Annotated in this window: 10 protein-coding genes; 3 read left to right on the forward strand and 7 right to left on the reverse strand. The window is 68.8% G+C overall.

What is annotated here, in order from left to right:
• Window positions 1-44: 44 nt before the first annotated feature.
• Complete coding sequence (locus tag ACYVKL_RS21660) at window positions 45-785, reverse strand: hypothetical protein (protein WP_379165507.1); 741 nt, start codon at window positions 783-785, stop codon at window positions 45-47.
• Window positions 786-896: 111 nt separating this feature from the next.
• Between ACYVKL_RS21660 and ACYVKL_RS21665 the strand changes: the two genes are divergently transcribed.
• Window positions 897-2231 carry a TerD family protein gene (locus ACYVKL_RS21665; protein WP_379165508.1) on the forward strand — a complete coding sequence of 445 codons (1335 nt, stop codon included), beginning with the start codon at window positions 897-899 and terminating at the stop codon, window positions 2229-2231.
• 7 nt (window positions 2232-2238) lie between these two features.
• Here the strand turns inward: ACYVKL_RS21665 and ACYVKL_RS21670 are convergent, their stop codons facing one another.
• The 3 genes from ACYVKL_RS21670 to ACYVKL_RS21680 all read right to left on the reverse strand — a co-directional run bounded on the left by ACYVKL_RS21670 (window position 2239) and on the right by ACYVKL_RS21680 (window position 7316).
• Window positions 2239-3819, reverse strand: coding sequence for a glycosyltransferase family 87 protein (locus ACYVKL_RS21670; RefSeq protein ID WP_379165818.1), 1581 nt, complete (start codon window positions 3817-3819; stop codon window positions 2239-2241).
• A gap of 126 nt (window positions 3820-3945) precedes the next feature.
• On the reverse strand, window positions 3946-6114 hold the full coding sequence (locus ACYVKL_RS21675; RefSeq protein WP_379165819.1) for a transglycosylase domain-containing protein: 2169 nt from the start codon (window positions 6112-6114) through the stop codon (window positions 3946-3948).
• A gap of 788 nt (window positions 6115-6902) precedes the next feature.
• Window positions 6903-7316 (reverse strand): DUF5318 domain-containing protein, encoded by a 414-nt coding sequence (locus ACYVKL_RS21680; protein ID WP_379165509.1) that lies wholly within the window; start codon window positions 7314-7316, stop codon window positions 6903-6905.
• Window positions 7317-7488: 172 nt separating this feature from the next.
• On the opposite strand from ACYVKL_RS21680, the gene ACYVKL_RS21685 reads away from it, so the two are divergent.
• Window positions 7489-8046 (forward strand): PadR family transcriptional regulator, encoded by a 558-nt coding sequence (locus ACYVKL_RS21685; RefSeq protein WP_213558542.1) that lies wholly within the window; start codon window positions 7489-7491, stop codon window positions 8044-8046.
• Window positions 8039-9136: an inositol-3-phosphate synthase gene (locus tag ACYVKL_RS21690; protein ID WP_379165510.1), complete on the forward strand. Its 1098-nt coding sequence runs from the start codon at window positions 8039-8041 to the stop codon at window positions 9134-9136. Before ACYVKL_RS21685 ends, ACYVKL_RS21690 begins: the two co-directional genes overlap by 8 nt.
• Window positions 9137-9198: 62 nt before the next feature.
• Here the strand turns inward: ACYVKL_RS21690 and ACYVKL_RS21695 are convergent, their stop codons facing one another.
• The 3 genes from ACYVKL_RS21695 to ACYVKL_RS21705 form a co-directional block, all read right to left on the reverse strand.
• Window positions 9199-9624, reverse strand: a complete 426-nt coding sequence (locus ACYVKL_RS21695) for a GyrI-like domain-containing protein (protein WP_213558540.1) — start codon at window positions 9622-9624, stop codon at window positions 9199-9201.
• 7 nt (window positions 9625-9631) lie between these two features.
• Window positions 9632-10087, reverse strand: coding sequence for an effector binding domain-containing protein (locus ACYVKL_RS21700; RefSeq protein ID WP_213560730.1), 456 nt, complete (start codon window positions 10085-10087; stop codon window positions 9632-9634).
• A gap of 175 nt (window positions 10088-10262) precedes the next feature.
• The gene (locus tag ACYVKL_RS21705) at window positions 10263-12425 is read right to left on the reverse strand and encodes a transglycosylase domain-containing protein (protein ID WP_379165820.1); all 2163 of its coding nucleotides are present in this window, start codon (window positions 12423-12425) and stop codon (window positions 10263-10265) included.
• Between the last annotated feature and the right edge of the window lie 4 nt (window positions 12426-12429).

The following is a 12429-nucleotide window of genomic DNA, read 5'->3' on the forward strand; positions in this document are numbered from 1 at the left end:
CCAGACTCGCACCGCGCGTGCGGCTTTGCCGGGGTTTCGGGCGATCAGCGCAGGGGCCGGGCGGGTTCCTCGAGCGTGCGGGCGAGCTCGATATCGGTCACCAACTGCACCATCAGATCTCGCAGCTCACCGTCGGGCAGGTGGTCGGCGGCGAATTCGAACGGCTCGGAGACATCCAGGCCGCCCTGGGTGGCGGCCAGGATCACCCACGGGATCCCCACATCGGCCACCCCCAGCCGCTCCCGGATCAGATCGGTCGTGTCGTCCACCAGGCCGGTGCGCGCGGCCACGGCGGCGGTCATCTGCTCGTCCAGTTCGACCCTGCGTCTCTCCAGCAGGCCCGCGTCGGCCCTCGCCTCCTGCTGCGGGGTGCTGCGGACCGAGCCGTCCTCGTAGACCTGGAAGCCCTCGTTCACGCAGATGGTGCCCAGTGCCACCTCGGCCTCGGCCAGGTCGGGCAGGGTGCGCAGGCAGTCCAGCACCGCGTCCAGCGCCGCCACCAGGCGGTCCCGAATGTCACGGCGGCGCACCAGCTCCCGATCGGCGTCCTCACGCTCGGAGAGCACCTGCTCGACCGCGCGCCCGATCTGGAAGGCCATGGCCGTGGATTCCGGGGCCCAGCCGCCGCGCGGAGTCACCTCGCCCTCCTTGGGAGTGATGGTGTCCAGGAAGGCGTTCACCGCGTCGAGCAGGTCGCGGAGCTGGTCACGGGACACGGACGGGTGCCGGAAGGCGCGTAGATACTGGTCGTGCGCTTCCGCGGGTTCCACCTCACCGTCGCTCACGATGCCGATCCTGCCACGCCGTCCGGGCTTCCCCGGAAACCATGGCCACCGCCCGTGTCGCCGCGTTCTCGTAGAGTGGCAGCGACCGCACCGTCAAGCGAAGGGTCGATCGTGTCCGCAGTTTTGGTGAAGGGCCAGAACGGTCCACTGAGTGTCAATGAACTGGTGATCAGCGTGGAAGTGGCCGCACCGGCCGACCTGTCCGCGCTGCTGGTCACCCCGGCCGGCACGGTGCGCTCCGACGCCGACTTCGTGTTCTTCAACCAGCCCACCGGGCCCGGCGTCACGCTGCGCCCGGGCGCGCCCGGTGCGTCCGCCGTGCTGACCGTGGCGCTGGACGCGATTCCCGCTGACATCGAACAGCTTCGAGCCGTCATCACCCTCGACGACGCCAACGGCAGTTTCGGGCAGTTGTCCGCGCCGGTCGCCCGGGTCGGCGACGCCGCCGGAAACGCGTTGTACGAGTACCGGATCGAGGGCCTGAGCACCGAATCCATCGTCATCGCACTGGAGTTGTACCGCCGCCAGGGCGGCTGGAAGGCCCGCGCGGTCGGGCAGGGCTACGCGGGCGGGTTCGCCGCGCTGGTCACCGACCACGGCGTCCGCGTCGACGACGCCCCGCAGGCCGCACCCCAGCCCGCGCCGGAGCAGTTCGCACCGCAGCCCGCGCCGGAGCAGTTCGCACCCCAGCCCGCGCCGGAGCAGTTCGCGCCGCAGCCCGAGCAATTCGTCCCGGCCACCGGCGGATACCCGCCGCCGCTGCCGCCGCTGCCGCCCACCGGCGATTATCCGCCGCCCCCGCCCCCGCCGGGGCAGCCCGCCGCCGGCTACGCGCCACCGCAGGAGGATCGCGATCTGCCCAACGGCCACGCCGTCAGCCTGGTCAAGGGCCAGCGCATCAACCTGCGTAAAGAGGGCGGCGCCGCACTGAGTCACGTGAAGATGGGCCTCGGCTGGGATCCGGTCAAGCGCGGCGGCATCTTCGGCGGCAAGGCGGTGGACGTGGATCTGGACGCCTCGGTGGTGCTGTTCGCCGGACACGGTCCGGTCGATGTCGTCTACTACGGCAGCCTCAACTCCAAGGACGGGTCCATCCGCCACCAGGGCGACAACCTGACCGGTGAAGGCGAGGGCGACGACGAGGAGATCAGTGTCGACCTCGCCCGCATCTCCCCGTCGGTCACCACGCTGCTGTTCATCGTGACCTCCTACAAGGGCCACACCTTCGAGCAGCTCGCCAACGCCTACTGCCGGCTGGTGGACAGCGCCACCAACGCCGAGCTCGCCCGCTTCACCCTCGCGGGCGGAATGCCGTTCACCGGCATGGCCATGGGCAAGATGTTCCGCCCGGCCCCGGGCGCGGACTGGAAGTTCCAGGCCATCGGCGAGGGCTTCCAGGCCAAGCACCCGGGCGAGGCGGTCCCGCAGCTCGCCCGCTTCCTCTGAACCGCTCCTAGGGCACGGGTTCCGGCTGCCGCGGCCACAACCAGGACGGCAGCCAGGGATCGTGCGGATCCGGGACGCGGTCGAGCACGCCGCCGCCCGGATCGTCGGCGCCGTCCCGGCGCACCACATCCTCGCCGGGACGGTAGATCTGGCGGATCACCAGCACGCACAGGGCGATCACTGCCAGATCGCGCAGCACCACCGTGCCGGTGAACCACTGCTCCGGCAGGCCCTTGTGGTCCGGGCCCAGGTAGTAGTACATGCGCGGCACCCAGACCAGGGCGTCGATCGTCATCCACGCCAACAGGATTCGCCGGTGCGGCAGCGCCAGCACCGCCAGCGGCACCAGCCAGATCGAATACTGCGGGCTCCACACCTTGTTGGTCAGCAGGAACGCCGCCACCACCAGGAACGCCAGCTGCGCCAGCCGCGGCCGGCGCGCCGCGGTCAGGCCGATCCAGCCGATGCCCGTGCACGCCGCCAGGAACAGCAGCAGCGACACCGTGTTCAGCCACGTCGGCGCTTCCTGCGCGGTGAGCACCCCGTCGAATCCGGTCCAGCCGGTGAACGAGGTGATCACGTTGTAGATCGAATCCGGGTCCGCGTGCCGTTCGCTGTTGAGCCGGAAGAACTCCCACCAGCCGTTCGGGTACAGCGCCGCGATGGGCGCGTTCACCGCCAGCCAGGCGATCGCCGCCGATGCGATCGCCGCGCCGGCCGCCCGCAACGGCCGCAGGCCGGCCCAGGACGGGTCGTCCTCACCACGCCGCTCGGCGCGCAGGCACAGAATCAGGATGGGGCCCAGCAACAGCAGTGGATACAGCTTCGCCGCGCCGCCCAGGCCCAGCAGGATGCCCGCCAGCACCGGCTGACGGCGTCTCCACGCCAACAGCCCGCCCGCCGCGAAAGCCGTTGCCAGCAGGTCGAAATTGGTGAAGGCGTGCACCACGACCAGCGGGGAGAGCGCCACCAGCGCGGCATCCCAGATCCGGCGCCCGGCCGAAAGAGCGGTCGCCCAGATGGTCACCAGCCAGGCCAGCGACAACCCGATCGCCACCACATTGAAGTAGATGACCACCTCGAGCGCGCTGCTGCCCGGCAGCGGGGACACCTTCCAGGCCTTGGCGATTCCCATGGAGATGTACTGGTACAGCCCCGACACCACCGGATACTCCATGTACCGGACCTGCGGTTTGCCGTCGCTGAACTCGACCCACTGCTTCTTGTACGGGAACGCGCCCTCGTTGAGATGCTCGGCGCCGTACAGCGGCACCGTGTCCGAGTAGCACATGGCCAGGTACTGGCGGCCATTGTTCCAGTCCAGACCCATGACGCCCGAGGCGTCCGGCCGCTGCTGGATACAACCTGCCTTACCGAACCAGCCGAACGCCAGGAACAGCACCGCGAACGCCAGCAGCACCCGCATCGGCGTCCAGAAGCGCACTCGGCCGATCACCGCGTGGTCGCCCACCGGTCCGCCGATCGGGTCGCACAGCTGCGCGGTCAGGGTGTCGGTGCGACTGGGCTTGTCCCGGTCGTCGACCGACTGCAGATCGGCAGCCGGCGGCGCCGGTGACTCGTAGACCACCGGCGTATCAGGCTGCGCGCGAGCCTCTTCCACTCCTGCTGCCTCCCCCGCCTCCAGCGCGGCACCGGCCGGTCCACCCGAGGCGGCCGACCGGTTCGCCAGTTCCTGCTCGATCACGCCAGCAGGCTACCGATTCGGCCGCCCATTGCCGTTGCCGGTACCGCCGTTCGGCGTGGGGGTCACCGTGGCACCGTCCGCCGGCGCGACCGGCTGCCCGGACATCGGACCCGTACCGCCGCCCTGCTGTTCGGGCGTGGGCTCAGGCTGGGTCTGCCGCTGGTTCTGCGGATTCGGCGCCAGACCAGGGACCGGGATGGAGAATCCGGGCAGACCCGGGATCGGCATCTGGCTGGTGGTCACCACCGGCGGCAGCGTGGGCTGCTCGGTGGTCGACGGCGCGGTGTACGGCGCCGACCAGGACGGCACACCACCCTGCGAGCTGCCGATATTGCCCGGCTTCGGGAAGGTCTCGTTCGGCGTGCCCTTGAGCGCGCCGTCCATGGTCGACTTCCAGATGTCGGAGGGCAGGCCCGAACCGTAGATCATGCCGCCATTGACGTTGCGCAGCTTCTCGTTTCCGGCGGCGGTACCGACCCACACCGCGGTGGACAGCGAGGGCGTGTAGCCCACCATCCAGGCGTCCTTGTTCTCGATGGTGTCGCCCAGCTGCGCGGTACCGGTCTTGGAGGCCGACTGGCGGTCACCGGCGAGCTGGTGCTTGTTCGAGTACTGCGCGATCGGCTTCATCGCGTCGGTCACGTTGTCGGCCACCGCGGCCGCGACCTTGCGGTCACCGGCGACGTCGCCGCGATCCATCAGCACCGTGCCGTCGGAGGCGACCACCTTGGTCACGAAATGCGGTGCGTGGTAGACGCCCGAGGCGGCCAGCGTGGCATAGCCCGAGGCCATGTCGAGCACGCGAACGTTGTACTGGCCCAGCACGATACCGTTGTTCGGCGACGAGCCGTCCGGTTCCACCAGGGTCTTGCCGATGCCCTGAACGTTCTCGGGGATGCCCAGCCGGTGCGCCATGTCCGCGATCTTCTGCGGGCCGTTGCCCGGCATGTCCAGCATCATTCGATAGAAGCTGGTGTTGTAGGACCGTTTGGTGGCCTCGGCGATGGTGCACATGCCGCAGTTCTCGTCGGCGACATTGTGAATCTCGATGCCGTTGACCTTGAACGGCGAGGAACTGTCGTACATCGTCGACAGCGGCTTGCCCAGCTCCAGGTTCTCGGCCAGGCCGAACACCTTGAACGAGGAACCCGGCTGCAGACCGGCATTCGCGAAGTCGAAGCCCTGACCGTCGGTGCCGCCGTAGTAGGCGCGCACCGCACCGGTCTTGGGATCCACCGACACCACCGCGGTGCGCAGCTTCTCCGGTTCGCCGTCCATCACCTTGGTGACCGCGTTGACCGCGGCGTCCTGCGCCTTCTGGTCGATCGTGGTGGTGATCTGCAGGCCCTGGGTGTTCAGGTCGTGCTCGGAGATGCCCGCGGCCTCCAGCTCCTTGAGCACCTGGGTCTTGATCAGGCCCTCCGGACCGGAGTCCATGGTCTTGTCGTGCGCCGCCTCCGCGGCCGGGATCACGGCCGGGTACTGCATGTTCGCGCGATCGGCCGAGGGCAGGTTGCCACCGTCGACCATGCCGTCCAGCACGTACTTCCAGCGGGTCTGCGCGCCCTGCGGGTTCTTCTCCGGGTCCAGGTTCGACGGCTGCTGAATGGTGGCGGCGAGCACCGCGCCCTCGGCCACCGTCAGGTCCTGCACCGGCTTGTTGAAGTACGCCTTGGACGCCGCGTCGATGCCGTAGGCGCCGCGGCCGAAGTAGATGGTGTTGAGGTACGCGGTCAGGATCTGATCCTTGGACCACTGTTTGGCCATCTTGGCCGAGATCACCAGCTCGCGGAGTTTTCGGGTCAGCGAGTGCTCGTTGCCGACCATGGCGTTCTTCACGTACTGCTGGGTGATCGTCGAACCACCACCGGCGTCCTGCTTGCCGGTCAGCTGGCCCAGGAAGGCGCGGCCGAAGCCCTGGATCGAGAAGCCCGGATTGGTGTAGAACGACCGGTCCTCGGCCGCGATGACCGCGTTGCGGACGTGCGGCGGAATCTGGTCGATCGTCACGTCGGTCCGGTTGCCCTCGGGCGGAATGACTTTCGACAGGACGGAGGTCCCGTCGGCCATGAAGATGGTGGCCACCTGGTTGTTCTTCAGGTCGCCGGGCTGCGGCACGTTCACCGTCGAATAGGCGTACAGGAAGACCGTGCTGCCCAGGCCCAGCACCAGCGCCATGCCCACGTAGATGGTCCGGCGGAGCAGCCGCCAGATGGAGGTCTTGCGGGGCGAGCCCTTACCGCCGCCCTTGCCGCCCCCGGAACCGTTGCCGCCCGGCCGCCGCGGCGGCGGGCCGCCAGGGGTGCCGCCCTGGGTGCGTCGGGCCGCGGGCTGCGGGCCGGTCGGCGGCCGGGTGCCGCGATCGTCCGCGGGGCGGGTGCGGGTGCCCGCGCCGGCTCCCGCGCGCACCGCGCGATCGTCGACCCGCTGGGTGCGGTCCGAAGCGGCCCCGCGCGAGATGTGATTCGGAACCGCCTGCCGGGCGCCGGTGTTCACGCGCTGGTCGGCGGCGGGATTCGGGAGCTTGCGGGTGGCGTCCGGATTGCCGGGTCTGGGCGGCGGCGCGCCCGGCGACCCCTGTCGCCGCGGCGGCTGTCCACCCTGCGGCGCGGGTCCGCGCTGCGGCTGCCCGTTCGGTCCGCGCGGCGGCATCCCGCCGGGACCGGCGCCGTTGCCGCGCTGCGGGCCACCGGCCCCCGGGGCCGGACGTCCCATGGGCTGACGCACCCCGGGCGGCGGGCCCGCGGGCCGCCCACCCTGGGCCGGCGGCGGAAATCCGCCGGGGCCGGGTTGCGAACCGCCACGGGGGCGGCCGCCGTGCGGTCCGTCGTCATAGGGCGATGTCACAGCCTGGCTCTCCAATAACTTCTCGATACGGTCCGGGTCCCCGGGCAGGGCTCGATGCGGTCACACGGTGCACCGCGGCGGGCAGGCGCGTGCCCGCGATCAGCAGTCGACGTGGCCTCTCACTCGGCGGCCGTGCGACGGGTGCCGGTGCGGCGTCGGCCCGTCGGCGCCGGGGCTAGGCCCAGCACATAGGACTGCACCAAATGGTTCCAACTGCAGGTCCGGCACACTTCGACCACATGCACCGAGAACTCTTCCCGAGTCTCGGCCAACCGGACCAGTTCCTCCGGGGCGCGGGCGGAACCCGCGACGGATCCGAGCCCGTCGCCGTAGACCCACGAAACGAGTGTCAACTGCTCTTTCCTGCAGATAGGGCATGTGACCTCGCTTCCCCGCCCGTGGAACTTCGCCGCCCGCAGGAGATACGGATTGGCATCGCACACATCCGCGACGTCCACCCGTCCCGCGTAGACGTCGGCCAGCAGGGACCGGCGCCGGAGCGCATAGTCCACTACCTGCCGCTGTATTCGCACGCGACCCAGAGTACTTGCGCCTGCCCCGCGCCCGCACGCCCCGGACGGACTCTGATCAATTCACCACACGCCGTAACGCGGCGGTACGGTGCGCCAACTATATCGGCGCGATATAGTTTGGAACTGCATCCATCGGTTAGGTCTGAACACAACAGTCAGGAGGTGAAGCCCGGTGCTGGAGTTGGCAATCCTCGGGCTGCTCCTCGAATCGCCGATGCACGGCTATGAGCTGCGCAAGCGGCTCACCGGTCTGCTGGGCCCGTTCCGGGCCTTCTCCTACGGGTCGCTGTATCCGACCCTGCGGCGCATGCAGACCGACGGCCTCATCGCGGAGGAGAGTCCGCAGGGCTTGGCAACGCGCCGTGCGCGGCGGGTCTACAACCTGACTGAATCCGGGCGGGAGCGGTTCGCCGAACTGCTCGCCGACACCGGGCCACAGAACTACACCGACGACGGCTTCGGCGTTCATCTGGCCTTCTTCGGCCGCACCCCCGCGGAAGCGCGGATGCGAATCCTGGAGGGGCGGCGGAGGCAGGTCGAGGAGCGCCGAGAAGGACTGCGGGAAGCGATAAAACGCGCCAGCGGGCAACTGGACCGCTATACCCGCCAGCTCCATCAACTCGGTCTCGAATCAAGCGAGCGCGAAGTGCGCTGGCTCAACGAGTTGATTGCTGCGGAGCAATCGACGAAGGCGGCACCACAGAAAGAGGGAAATATCGGCCATGAGTGAGATCAACACCGAAGTTCGGGTGGCCATCGTCGGCGTGGGTAACTGCGCATCTTCCCTGGTTCAGGGCGTGCAGTACTACAAGGACGCGGACGAGAATTCGACCGTTCCCGGACTCATGCACGTGAAGTTCGGTCCCTACCACGTCCGTGATGTGAAGTTCGTCGCCGCGTTCGACGTCGACGCCAAGAAGGTCGGCTTCGACCTTTCCGACGCGATCTTCGCCAGCGAGAACAACACCATCAAGATCTCCGACGTGCCGCCGTCGGGCCTGACCGTGCAGCGTGGACCGACGCTGGACGGCATCGGCAAGTACTACGCGCAGACCATCGAGCTGTCCGAGGCCGACCCGGTCGACGTCGTCCAGGCGCTGAAGGACGCCAAGGTCGACGTCCTGGTTTCCTACCTCCCGGTCGGTTCTGAAGAGGCCGACAAGTTCTACGCGCAGTGCGCCATCGACGCGGGCGTGGCCTTCGTCAACGCCCTGCCCGTGTTCATCGCCTCCGACCCGGTCTGGGCCCAGAAGTTCGTCGACGCCGGCGTGCCGATCGTCGGCGACGACATCAAGTCCCAGGTCGGCGCGACCATCACGCACCGCGTGATGGCCAAGCTGTTCGAGGACCGCGGCGTCACGCTGGATCGCACCTACCAGCTCAATGTCGGCGGCAACATGGACTTCAAGAACATGCTCGAGCGGGATCGCCTGGAGTCCAAGAAGGTCTCCAAGACCCAGGCCGTCACCTCCAACCTCGAGGGCCCGCTGGCCGGCAAGGTGCACGACCGCAACGTGCACATCGGCCCGTCGGACTACGTCGAGTGGCTCGACGACCGCAAGTGGGCCTACGTCCGGCTCGAGGGTCGCGCCTTCGGTGACGTGCCGCTGAACCTGGAGTACAAGCTCGAGGTGTGGGACTCGCCGAACTCGGCCGGCATCATCATCGACGCCGTCCGCGCCGCCAAGATCGCCAAGGATCGCGGCATCGGCGGACCCGTCATCCCGGCCTCGGCCTACCTGATGAAGTCCCCGCCGAAGCAGCTGGCCGACGACGTGGCCCGCGCGCAGCTCGAGGCGTTCATCATCGACGCCGAGTAGGCAACTGCCATAACGCAAAGGGCGGCATCGCGAATCGCGATGCCGCCCTTCGTCGTTCTGCGTCAGTCCAGGGAGACGTACACCTCGACGGACGTGGGACCGGTGTAGCGCTCGATCTCCGCGGCGTGGGAGCGGGTGATGGTGCCCGCGTTCTCGGCCTTGGCGACTTGGGCCCAGGCGGTGCGCAGCAGGTCGTAAGGCTTGTCCGAGACAACGAATTTCGCGTAACGGCCCGAGGGGATGCGGGTCATCACGTCGCCGGTGTCCAGGTCGGACAGACCCGAAAGCTGGTATCCGAGAACGGCTACCGCGTGATCGTTCTGTCCGATATAGGCGGCGACGCGTTCGGCCTTCTTCTCGCGGGCCAGGTAGCGATCCCAGGTGAAGTTCACCAGGTCCAGGTCGCGGGCGGTGACCTCGCGGCCGGCGAGGGGGATGGTCAGCCCGCCCACCAGGAATTCCTCCAGGGTGACGATTTCGAAGTCCACTGCTCCCCTATCCCTCCGCGCTCGGATCCAGCGCGACGAAAACCTCCACCGTCCGGTTGTCCGGATAGTGCTCGAAATCCCCGGTATAGGCGCGCACCAGGCTGCCGGCCGCCTCGAGGTCCCAGACCGTGCGCCAGATCGACACGATGACGTCACCGAGATTGTCGCCACTGCGAATGAAGCGGGCGAATACGCCGCCCGGGATACGCGCGAGTACATCACCGGGCAATAGGTCGTCCGGCTTCTTGCATTCGTATCCGACGATATGGGTCAGATACGAACCGATCTCGGGTGCGTGATCCACATACGCGGTCGCGGGCGGACCTGGCAGATCGCGAGCGATCGTTCGTTTCCAGGCCTCCTCGACCTTCGCGCGGCGCGGCCCTTCGACCGCGAGTGCCGGGCTGCGTAGCACCGTTCCGGCTACCAGCGTTTCGTGGCGTTCAACAACATTGAATTCCACCGGCGTCGCCCCTATGTCTCGTGCTGTCTCCGACCCCACCCTGCTCCCAACCCGCATCCTGCCACCGTCATCCGGAGTCGCTGAATTCGGTGGCGGGTTCCACCATATCCGCGGCCGCGCGCGGATGGAGCAGTAGGCACGAAACATGATCAACAGGACATGAATGTTATGAACGCTACCCCGGGACGGGCACGTTGAGGCCGGGGAAGATCTCGACCTGCCGGGGGGTGGGCGCGGGCGGGATGATCAGCACCGGTTCCGGCGTGGGGGCCGGGGTCGGCGGCTGAAGGATGTCGTAATTGCTGTTGGCCGGGGGATTTCCGGCGACCGGCTCCGGGCTGGGGAACTGGTCGACGGGGGTTCCGGCCAGCGCGGCGTCCATGGTCTGCTTCCAGACGTCGGAGGGCATGCCGGAACCGTAGATGGCGGCGCCGCGGGCGGTCCGGATCGGTTGGGACTGTTCGGTTCCCACCCAGACGGCGGTGGACAGCGCCGGGGTGAAGCCGACCATCCAGGCATCCTTGTTCTGGCCGGTCTCGCCGAGCTGGGTGGTGCCGGTCTTGGCCGCGGACGGGCGGCCCGCCAGCGCGTGCCCGTTGGAGTAGGCGGCGATCGGGAGCATGGCCTGGGTGACGGAGTCGGCGACGGCGGCCTGGATGCGCTGCTCCGGCTTGCCCGGCGCGGCGTCGCGGTCGAGCAGCACCCGGCCGTCGCCGGTCACCACCTTCTGCACGAAATAGGGTGCGCGGTAAGTGCCGGAGGCGGCCAGCGTGGCGTACGCAGAGGCCATGTCGATCGGGCGCACCGAGTAGGCGCCCAGCACGATGGCGGGCAGCGGCGGGCCGCCGCCCTCCTCGGCCAGCGTCTTGCCGGGCACGCCGGGAATCTGGTCCGGGATGCCGGCCTGATGGGCCGCGTTCGCGATCGCCTTCGGGCCCTCGAACAGGGTTCCCGACAGCCGGTAGAAGCTGGTGTTGAGCGAGCGTTTGAAGGCCTCGCCCAGCGAGCAGGTGCCGCAGGATTCGCCGCCCACGTTCTGGACCTTCTGGCCGTTCACCGTCAGCGGCGCGCTGTCGAGCTGGTAGGTCAGCGGAATTCCCTGTTCCAGCGCCGCCAGCACCGCGAAAGTCTTGAAGGCGGAACCGGTTTGCAGCGGGGCCTGCGCGAAATCGAAGCCGATGCCGTCGGGGCCGCCGTAGTAGGCGCGCACCGCGCCCGACCGCGGATCGATCGACACCACCGCCGAGCGCAGTTCGCCCGGCTGCCCGCCCAGCGCGTTGCCGACCGCGGTCAGCGCGCCCTGCTGGACCTTGGCATCGATGGTCGTGAAGATCTGCAGCGCACCGGTATTCAGTTCGCGCTCGCTGATGCCCGAGGCGCGCAGTTCGCGCAGCACCTGGGTGCGGATCAGGCCCTCGGGGCCGTGCGGGGTGCTGTCGTCGACCGCCGCGGCCGGGATGATGACCGGGAACTGGGTGGCGGCGCGGTCGTCGCGGGTCAGGGTGCCCATCTCGACCATGCCGTCGAGCACGTAGGTCCAGCGGGCGCTCAGCTGTTCGAAGTGGTTCTCCGGATCCAGCAGCGAGGGGGTGCGGATCACCGAGGCCAGCACCGCGCCCTCGGCCAGGGTCAGTTCCGGGGCGGGTTTGCCGAAGTAGGCCTTGGCGGCGGCCGCGATGCCGTACGCGCCGCGACCGTAATAGATGGTGTTGAGGTAGGCGGCGAGGATGTCGTCCTTGCTCCATTCGCGGGCCATCTTGGCGGAGATGATGAGCTCGCGCATCTTCCGGCTCAGCGTGCGTTCCGAACTCAGGAAGGCGTTCTTCACATATTGCTGGGTGATGGTGGAGCCGCCGCCCGCGTCGTCATGGCCGAGCAGGTTGTCGCGGGCCGCACGCAGGAACGCCGTGGTGGAGTAGCCGGGATTGGTGTAGAAGTTGCGGTCCTCGGCGGAGAGCACGGCCTGGCGCACCGGTAACGGGACGTCGGACAGCGGCACCGGTACCCGGTTGCCCTCCGGCGGAACGACCTTCGCGATCACGGTATTGCCGTCGGAGGTGAGGATGGTGGCGATCTGGTTGGTCTGCACCGCGTTCGGGTCCGGGATCTCGGCGCTCCAGTACGCGATGCCGAGCAGCGTGGTCGGCATGACCACCAGCACCAGGACCAGGGCCAGGGCCAGTCGCCGGATGCGTTGCCCGCGGGTGCGGTGCGTCGACGGCGGGGTGACGGGGCGGTCGGGGTCGGCGGGCGGTCTGGTGCGCCGCCGCGGGCGACCGGGCGAGGGATTCCGCTGCCGGCGGGTGGCGCCGGCCGCCAGCTCGTTCCACTCGGCCATGGTG

The sequence above is a fragment of the Nocardia tengchongensis genome, from assembly GCF_054781395.1.